The 18,541-nt window shown below is 35.6% G+C and carries 22 protein-coding genes and 2 pseudogenes; 15 read left to right on the plus strand and 9 right to left on the minus strand.

Annotation, left to right across the window (positions count from 1 at the left end; genetic code table 11):
• Positions 1 to 13: 13 nt before the first annotated feature.
• Positions 14 to 886: a helix-turn-helix domain-containing protein gene (locus AC4BBX_RS09235; protein WP_490453566.1), complete on the minus strand. Its 873-nt coding sequence runs from the start codon at positions 884 to 886 to the stop codon at positions 14 to 16.
• A gap of 264 nt (positions 887 to 1,150) precedes the next feature.
• Here AC4BBX_RS09235 and AC4BBX_RS09240 point away from each other — a divergent pair, with 264 nt between their 5' ends.
• The 3 genes from AC4BBX_RS09240 (at position 1,151) to AC4BBX_RS09250 (ending at position 3,606) form a co-directional block, all read left to right on the plus strand.
• Positions 1,151 to 2,032 (plus strand): acetamidase/formamidase family protein, encoded by an 882-nt coding sequence (locus tag AC4BBX_RS09240; protein ID WP_490453567.1) that lies wholly within the window; start codon positions 1,151 to 1,153, stop codon positions 2,030 to 2,032.
• Between the two features lie 166 nt (positions 2,033 to 2,198).
• A complete protein-coding gene (locus tag AC4BBX_RS09245; RefSeq protein ID WP_490453568.1) occupies positions 2,199 to 3,008 on the plus strand; it encodes a Cof-type HAD-IIB family hydrolase in 810 nt (269 codons plus the stop codon).
• A 10-nt stretch (positions 3,009 to 3,018) separates the two neighbouring features.
• Positions 3,019 to 3,606, plus strand: a complete 588-nt coding sequence (locus tag AC4BBX_RS09250) for a pentapeptide repeat-containing protein (protein WP_490453569.1) — start codon at positions 3,019 to 3,021, stop codon at positions 3,604 to 3,606.
• A gap of 71 nt (positions 3,607 to 3,677) precedes the next feature.
• Here AC4BBX_RS09250 and AC4BBX_RS09255 read toward each other — a convergent pair whose 3' ends face one another.
• Positions 3,678 to 3,869, minus strand: a complete 192-nt coding sequence (locus tag AC4BBX_RS09255) for a hypothetical protein (protein ID WP_490453570.1) — start codon at positions 3,867 to 3,869, stop codon at positions 3,678 to 3,680.
• 171 nt (positions 3,870 to 4,040) lie between these two features.
• Here AC4BBX_RS09255 and ispE point away from each other — a divergent pair, with 171 nt between their 5' ends.
• The 5 genes from ispE to purR all read left to right on the plus strand — a co-directional run bounded on the left by ispE (position 4,041) and on the right by purR (position 8,684).
• A complete protein-coding gene (gene ispE / locus AC4BBX_RS09260) occupies positions 4,041 to 4,892 on the plus strand; it encodes a 4-(cytidine 5'-diphospho)-2-C-methyl-D-erythritol kinase (protein WP_490453571.1) in 852 nt (283 codons plus the stop codon).
• Positions 4,893 to 5,052: 160 nt separating this feature from the next.
• Complete coding sequence (locus tag AC4BBX_RS09265; protein ID WP_490453572.1) at positions 5,053 to 6,003, plus strand: metal ABC transporter substrate-binding protein; 951 nt, start codon at positions 5,053 to 5,055, stop codon at positions 6,001 to 6,003.
• Between the two features lie 218 nt (positions 6,004 to 6,221).
• On the plus strand, positions 6,222 to 6,902 hold the full coding sequence (locus AC4BBX_RS09270) for a metal ABC transporter ATP-binding protein (protein WP_490453573.1): 681 nt from the start codon (positions 6,222 to 6,224) through the stop codon (positions 6,900 to 6,902).
• A complete protein-coding gene (locus AC4BBX_RS09275; RefSeq protein ID WP_490453574.1) occupies positions 6,875 to 7,708 on the plus strand; it encodes a metal ABC transporter permease in 834 nt (277 codons plus the stop codon). Before AC4BBX_RS09270 ends, AC4BBX_RS09275 begins: the two co-directional genes overlap by 28 nt.
• 154 nt (positions 7,709 to 7,862) lie before the next feature.
• Positions 7,863 to 8,684, plus strand: a complete 822-nt coding sequence (gene purR / locus AC4BBX_RS09280; RefSeq protein WP_490453575.1) for a pur operon repressor — start codon at positions 7,863 to 7,865, stop codon at positions 8,682 to 8,684.
• A gap of 77 nt (positions 8,685 to 8,761) precedes the next feature.
• Here purR and AC4BBX_RS09285 read toward each other — a convergent pair whose 3' ends face one another.
• Together AC4BBX_RS09285 and AC4BBX_RS09290 are read right to left on the minus strand one after the other, a co-directional pair.
• Positions 8,762 to 9,064: a hypothetical protein gene (locus AC4BBX_RS09285; protein ID WP_490453576.1), complete on the minus strand. Its 303-nt coding sequence runs from the start codon at positions 9,062 to 9,064 to the stop codon at positions 8,762 to 8,764.
• A gap of 5 nt (positions 9,065 to 9,069) precedes the next feature.
• Positions 9,070 to 9,378 (minus strand): hypothetical protein, encoded by a 309-nt coding sequence (locus tag AC4BBX_RS09290; protein WP_490453577.1) that lies wholly within the window; start codon positions 9,376 to 9,378, stop codon positions 9,070 to 9,072.
• Positions 9,379 to 9,588: 210 nt separating this feature from the next.
• Between AC4BBX_RS09290 and AC4BBX_RS09295 the strand changes: the two genes are divergently transcribed.
• The 3 genes from AC4BBX_RS09295 (at position 9,589) to AC4BBX_RS09305 (ending at position 11,335) form a co-directional block, all read left to right on the plus strand.
• A complete protein-coding gene (locus tag AC4BBX_RS09295) occupies positions 9,589 to 9,819 on the plus strand; it encodes a GNAT family N-acetyltransferase (protein WP_490455799.1) in 231 nt (76 codons plus the stop codon).
• Positions 9,820 to 9,993: 174 nt separating this feature from the next.
• Positions 9,994 to 10,359: a nucleoside-diphosphate kinase gene (locus AC4BBX_RS09300; protein WP_490453578.1), complete on the plus strand. Its 366-nt coding sequence runs from the start codon at positions 9,994 to 9,996 to the stop codon at positions 10,357 to 10,359.
• A 469-nt stretch (positions 10,360 to 10,828) separates the two neighbouring features.
• Positions 10,829 to 11,335 (plus strand): hypothetical protein, encoded by a 507-nt coding sequence (locus AC4BBX_RS09305; protein WP_490453579.1) that lies wholly within the window; start codon positions 10,829 to 10,831, stop codon positions 11,333 to 11,335.
• A gap of 174 nt (positions 11,336 to 11,509) precedes the next feature.
• On the opposite strand, the gene AC4BBX_RS09310 is transcribed toward AC4BBX_RS09305, so the two are convergent.
• Together AC4BBX_RS09310 and AC4BBX_RS09315 are read right to left on the minus strand one after the other, a co-directional pair.
• Positions 11,510 to 12,838 (minus strand): ISLre2 family transposase, encoded by a 1,329-nt coding sequence (locus tag AC4BBX_RS09310; RefSeq protein WP_490453580.1) that lies wholly within the window; start codon positions 12,836 to 12,838, stop codon positions 11,510 to 11,512.
• 269 nt (positions 12,839 to 13,107) lie between these two features.
• Positions 13,108 to 13,584 (minus strand): helix-turn-helix domain-containing protein, encoded by a 477-nt coding sequence (locus AC4BBX_RS09315; RefSeq protein ID WP_490453581.1) that lies wholly within the window; start codon positions 13,582 to 13,584, stop codon positions 13,108 to 13,110.
• Between the two features lie 162 nt (positions 13,585 to 13,746).
• On the opposite strand from AC4BBX_RS09315, the gene AC4BBX_RS09320 reads away from it, so the two are divergent.
• Genes AC4BBX_RS09320 through AC4BBX_RS09330 form a run of 3 tightly spaced genes read left to right on the plus strand, consistent with a single transcriptional unit; the run spans position 13,747 to position 14,924 of the window.
• Positions 13,747 to 14,274: a hypothetical protein gene (locus tag AC4BBX_RS09320; RefSeq protein ID WP_490453582.1), complete on the plus strand. Its 528-nt coding sequence runs from the start codon at positions 13,747 to 13,749 to the stop codon at positions 14,272 to 14,274.
• Positions 14,261 to 14,746 carry a thioredoxin domain-containing protein gene (locus AC4BBX_RS09325; protein ID WP_490453583.1) on the plus strand — a complete coding sequence of 162 codons (486 nt, stop codon included), beginning with the start codon at positions 14,261 to 14,263 and terminating at the stop codon, positions 14,744 to 14,746. The genes AC4BBX_RS09320 and AC4BBX_RS09325 overlap by 14 nt, the downstream gene beginning before the upstream one ends.
• Entirely contained in the window at positions 14,739 to 14,924 is a 186-nt protein-coding gene (locus AC4BBX_RS09330; RefSeq protein ID WP_490453584.1) for a hypothetical protein, read from the plus strand. The genes AC4BBX_RS09325 and AC4BBX_RS09330 overlap by 8 nt, the downstream gene beginning before the upstream one ends.
• A gap of 43 nt (positions 14,925 to 14,967) precedes the next feature.
• On the opposite strand, the gene AC4BBX_RS09335 is transcribed toward AC4BBX_RS09330, so the two are convergent.
• The 3 genes and pseudogenes from AC4BBX_RS09335 to AC4BBX_RS09345 form a co-directional block, all read right to left on the minus strand.
• The gene (locus AC4BBX_RS09335; protein WP_490453585.1) at positions 14,968 to 15,507 is read right to left on the minus strand and encodes a DnaJ domain-containing protein; all 540 of its coding nucleotides are present in this window, start codon (positions 15,505 to 15,507) and stop codon (positions 14,968 to 14,970) included.
• 436 nt (positions 15,508 to 15,943) lie between these two features.
• Positions 15,944 to 16,721 (minus strand): annotated as a pseudogene (locus AC4BBX_RS09340) (zeta toxin family protein); the annotation flags it as partial.
• Positions 16,722 to 16,739: 18 nt separating this feature from the next.
• Positions 16,740 to 17,075: pseudogene (locus AC4BBX_RS09345) on the minus strand (topoisomerase C-terminal repeat-containing protein); the annotation flags it as partial.
• A 92-nt stretch (positions 17,076 to 17,167) separates the two neighbouring features.
• On the opposite strand from AC4BBX_RS09345, the gene glmU reads away from it, so the two are divergent.
• The gene (glmU, locus tag AC4BBX_RS09350; protein ID WP_490453586.1) at positions 17,168 to 18,541 is read left to right on the plus strand and encodes a bifunctional UDP-N-acetylglucosamine diphosphorylase/glucosamine-1-phosphate N-acetyltransferase GlmU; all 1,374 of its coding nucleotides are present in this window, start codon (positions 17,168 to 17,170) and stop codon (positions 18,539 to 18,541) included.

Here is an 18,541-nt window from a genome sequence, read left to right on the forward strand (position 1 = left end):
ACCTATTAAAAACCTACTCCACAAAGGAAAGATTTTGAGGTTCTGTAGGATACCGCTGTTCACTGTCAAAATCAGTGGTAGCAACATCTTCAGTAACAATTTCTAAACAAAAATCATCCGCCCACAAAGTGCCTTCTCCTTGTAACAAAAAGCCAAAATTAAGGACTTCCGCTTCTTGAGGAACATCTAACACAGAGGAGTAATAGTTCCAGTCGTTTGTTCCTTCAATCGGTCTATTTTGCATATTATCAAACTTTAACTGTTCAAACTCGTTTTTATCTATGCGTAACCAAAGACCACCCCAACCATCGATTTGGTCAGATTTCAAATAAGCACTCAAGCGAATCCGCTGATTTATATAGTTTTTGGCACTGACTTGCTGCATAACTGTTGCAAAATCATCGGTAAACAGGCTATTTTTCCGACTAATTTTAACGGATTGTTTGCCGCTATGGAAATGTGTATTGTCTAAAGCGATATCGTATTTATCGTGATTATTACCAGAAACGAGCCAGCCTTTTATTTTTGTATCAGTCATTTTTAAATTCCTCCTAAAAAAATTTTTGAATTGTACTCTGTATTGTCGAGGTGCTAATTGATAATACCTTTTGAAAACTCTGGAAAAAGCTTCTTGAGAAGAAAAGCCACTGATTAAAGCAATATCAATAATCTTTAACTCACTATTCAGTAATAGCAAGGAAGCGTTAGCGATACGTCTTTTTTGAATATATTTATAAATCCCCATATGTAATTGTTTTTTGAACACTCGCTGGAAATGAAATTCAGACATACTCACTTTTTTAGCAATGCTTTCTAAGGAAAGGTCGTCAGTTAAGTTTTCTTCAATATAAATCAATGCTTTTTGAATATCTTTTGTATAATCCATAGGTCACCTCTATCTATATTTATCATACGCTTTTTTAGGATTTTTTTTTGATTATTTTTGCTATTTATCTAGGACAATAGAAATAGACTGAATATCGAGCGTTGGCAATCTAAAAACTTTATGTCAATTTCAATCATTGCGTCTTGCGATTTTGACGTGTAAAATTTAGTTAAAAGATAGGAAATAATCAATTTTTTGCATCAGTATCTTGGTTGATTATTTCTAATCAGAACGATAATTAAAACAATAGAAAGAGGACTGGATATGGAAAGAATAAGCCGAGAACATTTAATTTTTGAAATGAACAAAGAGAACAAACCTGTATTATCTGTAGATAGTGGATCAATAGTTATTTTTGAAACAGAAGACTGTTTTTCTGGAGAAGTTCGCACCGAGGCGGATACAGTCAGCCAAATTGATTTTGCCAAAGTTAATCCTGCGACAGGACCCTTGTATGTAAATGATGCAGAAGTCGGCGATATCCTGAAAGTGACGATCAAACGTATCACTTTAGATGAAAAAGGAGCGGTAGTGACTGCTCCTGGTTTGGGTTTATTAGCTGAAGGTATTCAACAAGAAGAGACCGCCATTGGAGAAGTCACACAAGAAGCAACTGAGTATAAAGGATATTCACTGCCACTTCGTAAAATGGTCGGTGTGATTGGAACAGCGCCAGCTGGTGAAGGCATTAATACTGGCACTCCTCATGATCACGGTGGGAATTTAGATACGACTTTATTAGGTGAAGGAGCTACTTTATATTTGCCAGTAAATGTGGAAGGTGCGTTGTTGGCAATGGGGGATATGCACTCCTCGATGGGCGATGGGGAAATCATGGGCTCAGGACTAGAAATTGCCGGTGAAATTGAAGTGGAAGTAGAGGTATTAAAAGAAACAAAACTGCCACTACCTTTTGTTGAAACGGCTGAATTGTATGCGACATTAGCTTCGCGTGAGACGATGGAAGAAGCAAGTAAAGTTGCATTGAACAATATGGTAGACTTCATACAAAACAAAACGGATTTAACCTTCAACCAAGCGGGTATGCTTCTTTCTTTGGCTGGAGATTTAAAGGTCTCCCAAGCAGTCAATCCGAATAAAACCATGCGAGTAGAATTGAAAAAGTCTATTTTAGAGAAAAAATAGTGGGGTATTTGCATCTGATGTGAATACAATTCTTTGCTTTTTTTGAACGCTTTAATTAAAAAAGAGTTAGTTTCTTTAGTAGAATTGAGTATTTTTCTACCTTCTTGTTTCCCATTTATTCCTATGCTATCGTGGTAGTAACAATAAGAGACGTAGGGGGATGACAATGGTTAAATTAATTGCAGTAGATATGGATGGAACTTTTTTGAGTAGTAAAAAAGAATATGATCGGGAACGATTTCAGGCGATTTTTCAGGAATTAAAAAATAGAGACATCAAGTTTGTCGTAGCTAGTGGTAATCAGTATGCCCAATTGGCTTCCTTTTTTCCAGATATTAAAGATGAAATTACTTTTGTTGCTGAAAATGGAGTTTTAGTAATTGAAGAGGGAAAATTGGTTAGAGAAAGTCATTTTGAGACAGAGACCGTCCAAAATATCATTTGTTTTATTCGTGCAAATGAACCAGATGTACAAATTATTTTATCTGGAATTAAGAGTGCGTATGTTGAAAGCAAGGTTCCAACATACTTTATGGATGTGGCAGTTTTTTATTGTCACGCATTGACGGTGGTGGAGGAATTACTGTCGATTGATTTAGAGTCAGACAAATTTGTGAAGTTTGCCTTGAGTGTGCCAGATGACCGTACGGAAGAGATTGCGGAATTGATTTCTCAAGAGTTTGCTGGAAAAGCTCGAGCAGTTTCAAGTGGTCGTGGTTTTGTGGATATTATTATTCCGGGAAAAGATAAATCCGATGGTTTGCAATTTTTAGCTAAAAAATGGCAAATTGAGCCTTCAGAAATGATGGCGTTTGGCGATGGGAACAATGACCTAGAGATGTTGAAATTGGTGGAACATAGCTATGCCATGGCAAATGGTGCAGAGACAGTGAAGGAAACTGCTAAATATGCGGCTCTGTCCAATGAAGAAAGTGGTGTTTTGGCAGTGATTGAAGAATTTCTAGCCAATAATTAAGGAGTTTTGTATGATTGAAAATCAAACTTTTTCTTTAGATGAGGTAGAAGTAGGAGCAGTGTACAAAAATTGTCAGTTTACTTATTCTTCCGAAATCACTCATGTTTCCGATGTGACCTTTGAGCGATGTGAATTTCAAAATCAAGAATTTCAGCGTAGTGAATGGTTGGATTGTACGTTTAAAGATATTATTTTTTCTAATTTAAGTTTTTCCGAAAGTGTGTTTTATCGTTGCCGTTTTGAGCATTGCCAACTTTTGGGAACCAATTTTATCGACAATCGTTGGAAAGAAACCCGTATTTCGGATTCTCGCTGTGATTATATTAATTTTAGTGAATCTGTTTTAGAAAAATGTTTCTTTGAGAATACCTCGTTGAAAGAAGCTTATTTTCAATCGTTGACCGTTAAAAAAAGTTTAGTTTTTGATTCTTGCCAGTTAGAGCAAGCAGATTTTCTCGGAACGAAACTAGCGACTATTGACTTTTCTAAAAGTGAATTTGAGAATATCGTATTTTCTCCAAATTTATTAAAAGGAGCTATCATTTCTCACTATCAAGCCGCTCAGATGATTGGGATGCTTGGAGTGAAGATCAAATAAAAGCCAAAAGCCGATTAATGTCAGTCACGTTAATCGGCTTGTTTTATAAATTTTTCCTTAAAAGTAAATTATTACTTGGCAACTCCCCAACCATATTTACCAAATTTTTTTGTCAACTCTTTTTCAAAATGAATCTTTCCATTTGCAAAGTCGGCAAAACTATCTTGGATTAGTTTGTTATCATGGTCTCTTTCTATATTTTGTGTATGTACACCTATCTGGTTGTTTAGAGGATATGCTACTGCCTTTTCAATCTTTTTCATAATAAAGCCCTCTTTAGTAAAATTGTAGAAAAAAACAACCCCATTCTCTACAATAGCTGGCCTATATACCCAAAAAAATAAATTTCTTCCAAGAAATAATATCTTCTCAGTGCCTATACAAGTGAAATTTGCTATGATATTATCAAGGACTATTTTCGAGTAGGTGGAATTATGGAAATTATAGAGAAAGCTCCCGCGAAGATTAATTTGGGATTGGATGTTCTTCATAAAAGAGAAGATGGGTATCATGAGCTTGAGATGGTCATGTCCAGTGTGGATTTAGCTGATCGTTTAGTATTTGAACGATTACCAGAAGATAAAATTATCGTGGAGACAAATAAAGCTTTTTTACCAATTGATAAACGTAACAATGTCTATCAAGCGGCAGCGATTTTAAAAGAAAGATACGGAATTACTGAGGGAATCAAAATATCGATTACCAAAAGTATTCCAGTTGCAGCTGGATTAGGCGGAGGCAGTACGGATTGTGCCGCAGCCTTAAGAGGCATGAACCGACTGTGGGAGTTAAATCTTTCGATGGAAGAGTTAATTTCAATGGGCGTAGAAGTCGGGACGGATGTGCCCTATTGCCTTTATGGAACAACGGCATATATTGCTGGTAAAGGCGAAGTGGTGGAACCTTTAGTACCGATGCCTCAGTGTTGGGTTGTCTTGGTAAAACCGCGAATCAGTGTGTCTACTCGTAAGATTTTTCAACAAGTCGATATGGAACAGCTATCTCATCCAGATATGAAGAAGCTTTCAGAAGCGATTGTCGAGCAAGATTATCAAAAGATGTTGACGTATATGGGCAATAGTTTAGAGGATATTACGATTCCGAAGCATCCAGTTATTCAACAAATCAAAGATCGAATGATGAAGTATGGAGCAGACGTGGCATTGATGAGTGGAAGTGGCCCGACTGTCTTCGCCCTGTGCCAAAAACACTCGCGCGCCCAACGAATTGTTAATGGTTTAAAAGGTTTTTGCGAGGAAGTTTATTTAGTTAGAACCCTAAAATAGTAATTTATTTAATGAGAGAATCATTTGTTGTCTATTTTTTAGATGATAAATGGTTCTCTTTCTCTTGACGAAAAGCGTAACCTTTGATACATTATCTTTTGTTATCAAATCGGAAAGTTTACGATTTGATTTATTTAAAAGAAATGAGGATCAGAAAAAAATGAAAAAAATCCTTTTAATTAGTTTAATACTTATGAGTAGTTTGTTGTTCGTTGCTTGTGGAAATAATGAAGGGACTTCAAATGAAAATGAGAAGTTACAAATTGTAGCGACCTTTTATCCAATGTATGAATTTACCAAGGAAGTTGTTGGAGAAGAAGGCGATGTATCGTTATTAATTCCAGCGGGAACAGAGATGCATGATTACGAACCTAGTGCAAAAAATGTAGCGGAAATTTCTGAAGCAGATGCCTTTGTTTATAATAGCCACGAATTAGAAACTTGGGCCGAGAATTTACAAAGTAACACTGAAAATACTTTGTTTATTGAAGCTGCCAGCCAAATTTCTTTAATGGAAGCGAGTGGCGAGGACTATAACCATGATCACGAAGAAAACGACCATGAGCATGAAGAGGATGGACACAACCATAGTCATGACCCCCATGTTTGGGTTGATCCAGTATTGGCGATGGTGGAAGTGGAAACAATTCGTGATGCGTTGAGTGAACAATTTCCCGAAAAAAGTGAAATTTTTACTGCCAATGCGGAAAAGTATTTAGCAGAATTAAAAACCTTGGATGACGAATTTACTGCAGCTTTTGCTAATGCAGGAAATACGACATTTGTGACTCAACATTCGGCTTTTGCTTATTTAGCAAAACAATACGGATTAACACAAGAATCGATTGCCGGCATTTCATCAGAAGAAGAACCGACACCTAGTCGTTTAGCTGAACTGAAACATTTTGTGGAAGATCATCAAGTAACAGTGATTTATTTTGAAGAAAATGCTTCTTCCAAAGTAGCAGAAACTTTGGCGAAGGAAACAGGGGTTACTTTAGCTGTCTTAAATCCATTGGAAAGTTTGACTAATGAGCAGATAGAGGCTGGTGCCAATTATTTGAGTGTCATGAGAGACAATTTACAAGCATTACAATTAAGCATTCAATAGAGGATTGGTATGCGAAGAGAGAATAAAACTTAAATTTCGTTTTTTAGAAATTTAAATACACTAAAACGAAATAGCTTAATCCATTAATAGAAATAAGGATGCCAGTTCCACTTACTAGGAGCTCTAAACTAGTGGAATGGTATACGGCATTTCAATCAAACTAAAATTTCGTTCTTCTTGAAATTTTAATCCATTAATAGAAATAAGGAGGGAACCTTGTGCATTATATCGAAGTGAAAGATTTAACCTTTTATTACGATGATGAACCTGTTTTAGCAGGTGTCAATTATCATGTAGATGCTGGCGAATTTGTGATTTTAACTGGCGAAAATGGTGCGGCAAAATCAACGTTAGTTCGTTCTACGTTAGGTTTATTAAAACCAACGAAAGGGAACATTACGATTGCTAAGAAGAATACTGAGGGAGGAAAACTGAGTGTTGGTTACATTCCCCAACAAATTGCTTCTTTTAATGTGGGTTTTCCTAGTACAGTTTTAGAATTAGTACGCTCAGGACGTTATCCCAAAGGTCGTTGGTTTAAAAAGTTAACGGAAAGAGACCACGAACATGTAAAAAAAGCGTTGGAAGCGGTCGGAATGTGGGATATGCGAAACAAGCGGATTGGTGAACTTTCTGGCGGACAAAAACAACGGATTAGTTTGGCACGAATTTTTGCGACGGACCCTGATTTATTTATATTAGATGAACCAACAACAGGAATGGATGAAGAATCTCGTAATAATTTTTATCGATTGTTGCGCCACAGTGCTCATCAACATGGTAAAGCAATTTTGATGATTACCCATGACCATGAAGATATTAAACAATATGCAGATCGACAAATTCGTTTAGTGAGGAAGGAGGATTCCCAATGGCGTTGCTTTCATATGAATTCATGAGGCGGGCATTTTTAGCTGCAATTTTTATTGCCGGAATTGCTCCGATGCTAGGTGTATTCTTAGTTATTCGTCGTCAATCTTTAATGGCGGATACCTTGTCTCATGTTTCTTTAGCAGGTGTGGCTTTAGGTTTCTTCTTAAACTTGAATCCAACTTTTACCACAATGATTGTAGTCATTCTAGCAGCAATTGTATTAGAATATCTTCGTTCGATGTATCGCAGTTATTCAGAAATTTCGATTGCGATTTTAATGTCTGGTGGTTTGGCGATTGCTTTGGTATTGATGAATCTCAGTGGTGGAAATTCTGCTACTAGTATTCAGTCCTACCTTTTTGGTTCGATTATCACTATTACTTCTAGCCAAGTGATGTTTTTAGGAATTTTGTTTGCAGTGACAACCATTTTATTTTTACTCTTTAAAAAGCCAATGTATGTTCTAACTTTTGATGAAGATACGGCTCATGTCGATGGTTTGCCAGTACGTTGGATGTCGATGTTATTCAACGTGTTAACAGGTGTAGCGATTGCAGTAATGATTCCGATTGCTGGTGCTTTATTGATTTCAGCGATTATGGTTTTACCTGCTGCTATCAGTATGCGTTTAGGGAAAAGTTTTAATACTGTCATTTTAATTAGTATTTTTGTCGGATTATTAGGAATGATTAGTGGATTGACAAGTTCATTTTACTTAGACACTCCACCTGGAGCAACGATTACATTAGTTTTTATTGTTCTTTTCCTAGTAGTTAATCTGATTAAACGAGTGATCACGTTTTTCCAACGAAAAAAACAAAGTGAAAATTAAAGAAAAAGGACGAGAAACGAAAATTTCTCGCCTTTTTTTTATTGTTTCCTAATAAATGACGAACAATTTTCGATAAAAGTTACAAAATACTCGAAAAATAATCGGAAAAGCTTTATAATAAGGGGAAAGAATTTAGAAGAAGGAGTTGGAGTGCGTGAAAGTTCGTCGTAGTGAGCGATTGATTGATATGACCCATTATTTGTTAGATCATCCCCACGAGTTGATTTCGTTGACTTTTTTTGCCAAGCGTTATGAGTCAGCCAAATCATCTATCAGTGAGGATTTAGCAATTATTAAAAAGACATTTAAAGAAAGAGGAACAGGTTTATTAGATACCATCCCTGGAGCTGCAGGTGGGGTTATTTTTGTTCCAATGATTTCAAAAGAAGAGTCAAAGGAATATGTGTTGGCATTATCTGAGCGTTTATCAGAACAAAATCGTTTGCTTCCTGGTGGGTATGTCTATCTCTCTGATTTGCTAGGAGAACCAGAATTATTACGCCAAGTAGGCAGAATCATTGCTTCTAAATATCTAGGGAAGAAAATTGATGCGGTTATGACTGTGGCAACAAAAGGTGTGCCGATTGCACAAGCAGTTTCTTCTTACTTAAACGTTCCTTTTGTCATTGTTCGTCGTGATTCTAAAATTACAGAAGGCTCAACAGTTAGTGTGAATTACGTTTCAGGTTCATCTGAACGCATTGAAAAAATGGAATTATCCAAGCGTAGTTTAAAACGTGGCTCACGTGTCTTAGTGGTTGACGACTTTATGAAAGGTGGCGGCACCATCAACGGCATGCAAGGTTTGATTGAAGAATTTGAGGCAGAGCTTGTTGGCGTGACTGTTTTTGCGGAAGCAAAATTCCGTGGAGAACGAGCAGTCACAGATTACAATTCTTTATTATTTGTAGAAGATGTAAACACTCAAACAAAAACAATTTCCGTTGTACCAGGAAATTATTTCGAAGAAGAATAATTCTTAAAGAGGGAACAAGCTAAAATGAAGCTTGTTCCCTCTTTTGATTTGTTTTTTAAAAATAACCTCGTTGCAAACTAAACTATATCCGTATAATAAATAATTTCCTTACCCAATGATTTTGCAAAAGCAATCTCGGACTGGGTACTCTTTCCAATGTAATGATCCACATCCACGACTAAAATAGCATCGGACATCTTGATGCGTTCTTTGTGCATGCGGTCGAATACGTTTATTTCTTCTTCTGTATAATCATCTTTATTTTCCCTAGTAGGATAAACAGGACTAAGTATACAGTGTCCTTGTAAATCCATTTTTTCCATTATTTCCATCATTTCCTGTTGAAATCGCAAGCTACCACAGACAGTAATAATCTTCATTATGTTTAAACCTCTCCCTCTCTTTTAGCGGTTTCCTGAATTTGTACGAATTTTATTTTAGCGATATTTTCACAAGTACGAATGATTAAACGTAGGAAAAAATAAACTTGAATCGTCAAAAAGATAGGTAAAATAGCCGTAAAAATTTCTAATAACATCTCTGCATGAAAAGAGTCAAAAATATCACTTAAGTTAAAAAGTATGTACAACAAGCGAAAACCAAAATAAGTAATCGAAAAAATAAAGGACAAGTTGGTCCAAAAGTAAGCGGAGCGCGAAAACTTAGAATCTACATCAGTTAAAAATTTATTCATGTGAAAACCTCCAACAAAATAAGTATTGTTTCAAGTTAATGGTAACACAAATCAGTGAAATCTGTAGATAGCAGAGATATTTGTTTAGTGTCATTTTACGGATGGATGTAGTAGAGTAAGTATAAAGATTTATTTTAAACGGAGGTATTGAATTGTATAAGAATAATCATCAAATGAAACTGATAGAACCAACGATTGAAATGAGGGCATATTGGTTATTCGATTGCGCCCAGTGAGCGTCAAAACGGATATGGATCACTTTTATTGGATTTAACGTTGGAAAAAATGAAAGATTTTGGATTTGATCGAGTACTGATTACTTGCGATGAGTCAAATCTTGCTTCAGCAAAAATCATTGAAAATAATGGTGGAAAGTTAGAAAACAAGGTTTTTAATAAAGAAAGTCAGAAGTGGGTTTGTCGGTATTGGATTAAGCTTTAAAGAGTCATTGGTTTTTCTCTTCCTATCCGTTAAAATAAGGCTATACGCAAAGGAGTGTTGCAAAATGAGTGAACAAACGTTAGCAATTATCAAACCGGATGGCGTGAAACGGCATTTAGTTGGCGCTTGGTTCAACGCTTTGAAGATGCAAATTTGTCCATTCAATGGATGGAAATGAAACGACTATCACCAGAATTAATCGAAGAGCATTATCAACACTTAATTGGTAGATCCTTCTTTCCAGAATTATGCAATTATATGACGGAAGCCCCTGTTGTTGTGATGGTTTTATCGGGAAACAATGCGATTGCTAGAGTTCGACATTTGATGGGAGCAACCAACCCATTAGAAGCACAACCGGGAACGATTCGAGGCAATTTGGCACTTAGTCAAACACGAAATGCTGTCCATGCTTCAGATAGTGTGGAAGCTGCACAAGCCGAGTCGCTCGATTCTTTGCAGACTAATAGAATAGCCAACTGTGAATTATTTTTGTTAAAAAATTTTAGATTATCTAACAAAGATTGTAGTTTCTGTTAAAAAGCTGCCGATTATTTAACAAAGACCGCAGTTTCTGTTAAAAAGCTATCGATTATTTAACAAAAAAAGAGTGTTCTGCTAAAATTCTTCAAATTATTTAACAAAAAGTGGCTATTTCCCATTTTTTTAGAATAAAACAAACGCATGAGCCAACTCATGCGTTTATTTCGTTATAATAAATTTGTTCGTACAACAACTCTAAGGGAAGCTGTTGTAAGGAAATCGTACTTGGCTGTAAGTCCATGACTTGCGCCATTTCTGTCTCGATTTCAGTGGGATAAAAGTATTATTTTTCTGGTTGGTTGTTGACGGTATAGACTTTTTTGTCAATTGTATCGACAGCTTGTTTGGTTTCAAAAAGCAAGACACGATTGGTATGTGCCTCGGTATCTTTTTCCAAAGATAGTGATTTACGGAAAATTGAACAAGGAGTATTGTAACCGAAAATTTATCACAAAAAGGAGGTTCTATGTTTAAAAAAGTAAGTTTAGCTGTATTGTTGGTTGTAATGTTAGGTTTGGGTGGTTTCTTTTACCTACGTAAACGAAATACGAGACAAGCGGTCTATATCTTGGAACATTTACAGTACGTGGATAACATTATTGTTGAAAATCAAGAGGGTGTCGAGGTAGAGTATTTTGTTCAGACAGATGATTCCTTTGACGAATTACGGGATATTTATGGACATCTAGTGAAATCAATCGCGTTTTCTGATAGAAAATTATTGAGAAATCCGCTTGTTTATCGTTTCCTTCTAGAAATTGAAGAAGAAACTTTAGCAACAGTGAAGATCTATCGTATAGAAGAGCACGAAGAATTAATTCCTACCGCAGATTCAGGCACGATAGAAATTAGAGAGTATGGTTTTACTTGGGAAGACAGTCAGTATTTAATGAGTGTGAAGGAAGGGAAACAGTTCACTCTTTTTAGTTCAACTTATAAATATGTTTTGCGACAATTACTTGAGAATAATTGAGGTATTTATTCTATCTTTTTTCCCTTGAAAAATAATTGGTATACCTCCAACTTCTCGGTATGTGTCAAGTTTTTTGAGGTTGTATAAAAAAGTAGCTGACTTCACTTAAATTTTGTTGGTAGTACCTCACTTGCGTTCGGTTTGCCTAGTTATTTCTGATGGAAAAATTTTCCATCAGAAATAACTAGGAGTCATGTTTAATTGGTTGAGTTCTTTTGATAGTTGACCAATCGGCTCGCTCTTCGCCAGCCCTTGACCGATAATTCCTTTAAACACCCCTTCATGTGAGCGAAAAGGCGGTGTTTTTTGAACTTTTCGTTTCATAGCTTTCCATTGTTTCTGCCGTTCTACTTCATCATCAGAGACTTCTTCATATTGATTTAACCAAGTCGCCATCTCTTGATTTCTCAAGCTATCAATCACACGAATCATGGCTGCCGCACCTGCTTTACTCCATAAACGACCTTGACGCTTCATTCGATACGTCATTTTGCGATGCGTACTTTCAATCGTACCAATACTTTGATTCGAATCGTGGATCCCTCTTTGTTCGAGGGATTTTACATACACCCAATTTCGTGTAAGATACCCTCTTAATAAGCGCACCTGTTCCAAATAAGTTTCTTCTCGTTCTTCAATCAGACTTTCTGCCGTATCTAAACACGCACGAACCGTTTCATTCTCATACAAGCGGATCGCTTCAATTAATTTATTTTGTAGTTTGGGAGAAACAAAGTTTAGTCGCTCTTTTATTTTTTGATGGACATGGTAGCTATCTCGGAAATGTTCGTGACGGAAACAACCCAAAGAAAGTTCATCAAACACTTCTTTTTCATAGCCAGAACCACCGTCACTGTTAGAAATGACCACGGTATCCGATAAATCGTAGGTTGCTTGAAGATAGTTCATCATTTCTTTTTGTGCGCTCTTTCGATTCAAATGACTGACAAAATAGGGGCAGATTAACTGTGAGCGGTTGCCTGTCACTTGGCTACCTTCACTTACTTGGAATCGATGAATTTCTAGCCGTTGTTTTTTCTGTCCTCGAATCAAGACACCATCTCCTTCTAAATAAAGATACCGCACTTTTTTCTTTTGTGTTATTCCCTCATATCGACTTTCATGGGTACTTCTTTTTTGGACAATTTTTCCTGTTTTTACCACTAATTGTTGGACATTTTGATGACTCATACTCCAAGTCGTTAAGCAATCAATGGCTTGTGCGACATGACGATACACCATCATTGAACCTAACTCTGAGACATTTCTTAAAACGAGTGAACTATAGCGAATACCTTTGAGTATCCCTAAAAATTCATCCAGAGGGTACCGAATGTCGCCGGCTTTATTTTTCATTCTTCGTCTGACATAAGATATGGAACCAAAAAGGAAGGTCACTGTTCGTTGACTTTTTCGATCTACTTGGAAACCTTCCTCTTTCAATTTTGCGGATACTTCTTCATCCTTCATTACTTTCACTAAATCTGTTACAATGATATCCATAAGAAACCGCCTCTTGTAAGTAGTGCCTGCCAGCCTAATTACTAGAGTAACGGTTTCTTTTTTATTCGTCTAATCTTCTACCTCAATAAATTTTACACTTAGGCTAACCATACCCTATATTCACACCTGGTACATAAAATAAAAATGGCATTTATTTGGTTCTCACACAAGCATTCTAAGCGATTTTCAAACTTTTTTGTGGGTAGTTATCTGCTAAAATCGCTGTAAATCATCACTATTTCATTAATGATGGCTCTTAATTATCCTTCTTAATTCTGTGATAAATAGTTTTTAATAATATAATAAATAAGTAGACAAGAAACAAAAAAGATTATGAATAGCAATCCAAAAAATAATACAGGTACCTTAACCTTAGACGGTAATAACAAAATCATCGTTACAATAGCCGTTAATACAAGAATATAAGGTGTTGCTTTTTCAATTGTTTTTTCTCGAACACTTTTTTCTTCTGTTTTCTCTAGCTCTTTTTCGGGTTCTCCTTTTAATTCTTCTATCAATTCTTCTTTTGATTCCTCTGTTCGTTCTAAAATAATATCTTCAGTAAAATATTCCAATTTAAGGTCAAAATACTTAGCAATTAGAACTAGGGTATTCAAGTCTGGTAAAGATATATTATTTTCCCATCTCGAAACGGCTTGTCTTGAAATATTTAGATAATCAGCAAGTTGCTGTTGTGAGATATTTCTTTTTTTTCTTTCATTTTTTATTCGATCACCAATTTCCAAAATAAAATCTCCTTAAAAGTATATATATTTAATAATACGGTGTTTAAATCCGTTTAGCAATCAGAAATTGCGCTATTGCCATTAAGGATTGCTAGTATATCAACAACTACACAGGGTAATATGAGCATGTAAAAAAAATAAAAAAAGAAAGAAGGAATTAAAATGGAACAAAAAGTGAGTAACAAAAAATTTTTTAAAGCAATTATAATTGCTTTGGTAGCATGTTTATTTTCTAACATATTACTACCAACTGTAAATGCTTTTGCTTCTGAAAAGGAGGATATCTATCAAAAATTAGATCAAATTGATCAAGAAGAATTTGAAGTGGTTCTTAATCAAATTACAGAGTATTCAGAATACGACTATGCTAGTCAAAAATGGATTCTAAGTTATGATATTGTAACTGATGGTGTCTTTACAGAAGATCAATATGCAAATGCTGAAAAATCTGGTGAAGAATGGGAAAAAGTAGAAGCTTTAGCAAACGAATCAAAACAAGGTACTATTACAACCTTTGCATTACCCGCTCTACTAATACTAGCTATTAAGGCGGTTGGGGTCATTGCTGGTACAGCAGTTGTTACTGAAATAACTACCGCTTTCACTAAATGGGGTATGTCAGCTGGCTGTAAGAAATTTAAAAAATATGGACCAATCAAATCATTCTGTGAAGCAAATGACTACCTATAAACATTTCTTGATCTTATTGGTTTTAATACCCATTTTTTCAGCATGTAATTCCCCTTCAGACAATGGTACAAAAAGTAGTTCTGAAAATTCGAGTAGTTCTAGTTTTGAGCAAACAATAATCGAAAAAGAAATTGATTTATACGAAAAGGCACTAGAGAACGATAATGTAGAAAAAATTGATCTAGTCAAATTTAAAGACATTACAGAACCAACTCAAAATAATGAACTAATATACTTTGGAAGAGCTACTTGCATATATTGCAGAAAATTAATAATAGAAAATGAAGAAGCTATAAAAAGTTCACCTATAAAAATCTTTTATGTGGATACAGATTTATTAACTTCTGAAGATAAGAAGGAATTAGCCGATTTTCAAGTAACAGAAGTACCTTCATTTATCGAAATCAACGACAATTTAGAGTATGTAAAAGTATACTTAGAAGAATTTGAAAGGAGGATTCATAATGAATAATAAGACAATTTGGTTATTACTTATTATCATCCTTTTAATAGGAACTGCCTTTCTCTACTATTTTTCAAATGAAGAAATACGAGCTAGCATAATATTTTTTGGTTCGATTATACTAGTATGTTTAGTTGCTGGACTGTTAGTTGCGTCAGGTATTAAATATTTTCTGTCTAACAAATAATATTGCCTACAAAAAAGCATAGTATAGAGAAGCAACCTCTATATTATGCTTTTTCATTTACACTCGTTTTCTTAAAATTACACCTGACCCTAACACCAGAAAACCACCTAAGACAGATAATGCAATAGTCTCTTTTTCGCCTGTTTTTGGTAAAACTTTCATTTTTCCGATAGTTTTTATGGCTTCTTTTTTTGTAATCTTTAGGGGCTTTATACCAAGCATATTTTTTAGGTGAATATCGGAATTCTAGGGCTTTTATATCTTCATTATATGGTTTTGTATTACCTGTTAGCCATATAAATGTTCCTACTACTTCGATTGCTACGCCGTCCATTTTTAGATTGAACAATTTATTAATAATATCCTTAAACTGTTCGGGTGTTTCTGTTGTTTCTTTGGTGTAAGTTTCACCCTCTTTGTTCTTGTGAGTATTTTTCAATTTTTTAAAAAGTTCGTCATATTCATTGTTCAAAATTTTCATTTCTTCTTCATTCCCGCCACAATCGGGGTGTAACTTCAAAGCTAACTTTTTGTAGGCTTTTTTCAATTCTTCCAATGTTTCAACGTTTTTAATGTATTTCATTTTTATCATTCCTTTTCTTTTTGATTTTTGGCTTTTTGACAACCATTTTTGTTAGGCGTTTGAAGAAGTGAAGCTGTTTTCCTCATGTTTTAAAAGCTAGAAATAAATTACAGTGTATGCTCCTTTCTTTTTTCGTTTTGTTGGTTCATTTTCGCCAGTGTGTTCGTGTCGTTTGCTGTGACGAGTACGCAACATAGACACAAAGAAAACACAAGGGCGAGCTTGCTCGTTTATATACCCTTGTGTTTTCGACTGGATATGTTAAGGTAACAAACAGTAAATGACACGTTACAGACTGCAAAATGTACCAACTGAAAAAAGAAAGAATACCGTTGTGTGCTTTATTTCTCGATCAGCTTTTAAAACATGAGGAAATGTTTTTATAAAAAAAGAGTAGTTACCGTTTTTTGGTAACTACTCTTTTCCTTTTTAAGGTTTAAATCCCTGGAAGTTTAGGTGTTTTGGGTATTGGTGGTGTAGGTGGCTGCAAGCTTTCCATTTTTTGTTGAATTGCTTTAAATTCAGGGGTTTCTTGGTGTTGATTTTGAACCATTTTTTGCTCTATTCTCTCCAAAGTCGGTTGAATTTCTTTCCCTGATACTTTACGATTTAATTCTCTTTCTAAGGTCTCTTTCGGACTAATGGAAGGCGTTTCTAAGCTTGAATAGAGTTTCACTCCTTCTCTATTGTAAAGCCTTATATCTCTAAATAAGCCCGTTTTATGAAGGGTTTCTAAATTGGTCGGTAAAGTTTTTGACAACAATATCATGCGCTTGTTTTGGTGTTGCCCTGGCTGTCATTGGATCATCTGCATACATGGTTTCATATCGTTCAATTGTTCCTAAATATGAGTTGATTTTAGGTACTGCCATGACATACATTTTTGTTTCATAACCTTTGGCTTGAAGCATTGTTGCGGTTTGAATAGGAACGTCTGTTGTTCGTCCTGTACCTTCGATCACCAAATTATACCCTTTATCGCTCAAACGGCTTATGATCGCTTCTGTCATGCGATTAGAATAAGGGGTAACGTGTTTTACTACGTCTTTTTCATAAAGTTTCACTAGTTCATCAAAATTAGGGTGCTGTTGTTTAAAGGTATCATTATCAATGACAATAACATTCCCTTGTGTTTCTTCAAAAATTGCTGATCGCAAACTGGTTTTCCCTGACCCTGGTTGCCCACCAAGTAAAAAAGCGGTTGGCGATTCAACTTTAAAGGGCTTTTATGTTTATTTTGAGAAAGATATAAAATCAATATATCCCTTTTCCCCAATTTTCACAACGGCATTGTAGGGCTTTTTCTCTTTGTTTTTGATTCCTTTTACCAGAGTTTCTTTTCCCTCCAGTAATTCTTTTACATTCGTTTTGGTGAGTTTTTTCTTTCTAAAATGTTCAGCTAAAGTAAACTTACATTCAGGATAATTTGAACAACCATAAAACGATTTTTTTAATACAATATTGTTGCCACACTTAGGACATTTGCCTACAATACTTTTTTCTGCTTCTTTTTCTTTCTGTTCCTGGTAATCAGAAAAACTTAATTTCTCTATATCGGTAGGTACAGCAATTTTGCTTCATACAACTTCTCGTATATAGTTGAAATGTTCGGTAAATTGGGCTACACTAAAAAAAGCAAAAAGCGAATGGAGTGAAGCGCGTGGAAGCACGTTACGCAATTATCTTAGCAGCAGGTAAAGGGACACGTATGAAATCAACTCTTTATAAAGTATTGCATCCTGTTTGCGGCAAACCAATGGTAGAACATATTATTAATCGAGTAGAAGAGACGGAACCAAGTGAAATCGTGACGATTGTCGGGCATGGTGCAGATAAAGTCAAAGGACAATTAGGCGAACGCAGTCAGTATGCTTTGCAGGCAGAACAATTGGGAACAGGTCATGCTGTCTTACAAGCTGTCGATTTTTTAAAAGGGAAAAAAGGAACGACTTTAGTTATCAGCGGAGATACGCCACTATTGACTACAGAAACTTTGGATAACCTATTTGACTATCATCAAGGTAAAGGCGTGTCAGCGACGATTTTGACGGCTCATGCGGAAGATCCAACAGGTTATGGACGAATTATCCGTGACCATATTGGTATCGTTGATCGAATTGTTGAACAAAAAGATGCAAGCTCGGAAGAAGCACAAGTTAAAGAAATCAATACTGGAACGTATTGCTTTGATAATGAATTATTGTTCGATGCTTTGGAAAATCTAAATACCGATAATGCGCAAGGGGAATATTATTTAACAGATATCATTGAAATTTTGAAAGCTGATGGTCGTAATGTGGCGGCTTATCAGACCAATGATTTTAACGAATCTTTAGGCGTTAATGATCGTGTTGCCTTGTCAGAAGCCAACCGCTTAATGCGCACACGTATCAACCATCAACACATGGTGAACGGTGTGACTTTTGTTGATCCTGCCGCTACTTATATTGATGCAGGTGTTAAAATTGGTGCTGAAACAGTGATTGAACCAGGTGTTTACCTAAAAGGTGACACAGTGATTGGTGGAAATTGCGTCATTACTGCTAATTCTCAAATCGTGGATAGTGTGATTGAAGATAATGTGGTTATTAAATCTTCTGTAGTAGAAGAAAGTATCGTTCATTCTGGTGCAGATGTTGGTCCGTATGCGCATTTACGTCCAAAAGCTGAAATTTTAGCTGATGCCCATATCGGCAATTTTGTCGAAGTGAAAAATGCGATTATTGGTGAAGGCACAAAAGTGGGTCATTTAACTTATGTTGGCGATGCAACATTAGGCAAAGATATTAATGTTGGCTGTGGAACAGTTTTTGTCAATTATGATGGAAAAAATAAGCATCGTACAGTGATTGGCGACCATAGTTTCGTCGGTTCTGGTGTAAATATTATTGCGCCAGTAACAGTTGAAAAAAATAGTTGTATTGCTGCAGGTTCGACAATTACCGAAGATGTGCCAGAAGATTCTTTAGCAATTGCCCGTGCAAGACAAGTAAATAAAGAAAAATATGCAAAAAAAATGCCATATAATCAATAA

The sequence above is a fragment of the Enterococcus sp. AMC1157 genome (assembly GCF_058216555.1).

Bases quoted from the DNA above. Each gene is read 5' to 3' on its own strand.
- AC4BBX_RS09235 (WP_490453566.1), bottom strand. From the start codon at position 886: ATGGATTATACAAAAGATATTCAAAAAGCATTGATTTATATTGAAGAA.
- AC4BBX_RS09240 (WP_490453567.1), top strand. From the start codon at position 1,151: ATGGAAAGAATAAGCCGAGAACATTTAATTTTTGAAATGAACAAAGAG.
- AC4BBX_RS09245 (WP_490453568.1), top strand. From the start codon at position 2,199: ATGGTTAAATTAATTGCAGTAGATATGGATGGAACTTTTTTGAGTAGT.
- AC4BBX_RS09250 (WP_490453569.1), top strand. From the start codon at position 3,019: ATGATTGAAAATCAAACTTTTTCTTTAGATGAGGTAGAAGTAGGAGCA.
- AC4BBX_RS09255 (WP_490453570.1), bottom strand. From the start codon at position 3,869: ATGAAAAAGATTGAAAAGGCAGTAGCATATCCTCTAAACAACCAGATA.
- ispE (WP_490453571.1), top strand. From the start codon at position 4,041: ATGGAAATTATAGAGAAAGCTCCCGCGAAGATTAATTTGGGATTGGAT.
- AC4BBX_RS09265 (WP_490453572.1), top strand. From the start codon at position 5,053: ATGAAAAAAATCCTTTTAATTAGTTTAATACTTATGAGTAGTTTGTTG.
- AC4BBX_RS09275 (WP_490453574.1), top strand. From the start codon at position 6,875: ATGGCGTTGCTTTCATATGAATTCATGAGGCGGGCATTTTTAGCTGCA.
- AC4BBX_RS09285 (WP_490453576.1), bottom strand. From the start codon at position 9,064: ATGAAGATTATTACTGTCTGTGGTAGCTTGCGATTTCAACAGGAAATG.
- AC4BBX_RS09290 (WP_490453577.1), bottom strand. From the start codon at position 9,378: ATGAATAAATTTTTAACTGATGTAGATTCTAAGTTTTCGCGCTCCGCT.
- AC4BBX_RS09300 (WP_490453578.1), top strand. From the start codon at position 9,994: ATGAAACGACTATCACCAGAATTAATCGAAGAGCATTATCAACACTTA.
- AC4BBX_RS09305 (WP_490453579.1), top strand. From the start codon at position 10,829: ATGTTTAAAAAAGTAAGTTTAGCTGTATTGTTGGTTGTAATGTTAGGT.
- AC4BBX_RS09310 (WP_490453580.1), bottom strand. From the start codon at position 12,838: ATGGATATCATTGTAACAGATTTAGTGAAAGTAATGAAGGATGAAGAA.
- AC4BBX_RS09320 (WP_490453582.1), top strand. From the start codon at position 13,747: ATGGAACAAAAAGTGAGTAACAAAAAATTTTTTAAAGCAATTATAATT.
- AC4BBX_RS09325 (WP_490453583.1), top strand. From the start codon at position 14,261: ATGACTACCTATAAACATTTCTTGATCTTATTGGTTTTAATACCCATT.
- AC4BBX_RS09330 (WP_490453584.1), top strand. From the start codon at position 14,739: ATGAATAATAAGACAATTTGGTTATTACTTATTATCATCCTTTTAATA.
- AC4BBX_RS09335 (WP_490453585.1), bottom strand. From the start codon at position 15,507: ATGAAATACATTAAAAACGTTGAAACATTGGAAGAATTGAAAAAAGCC.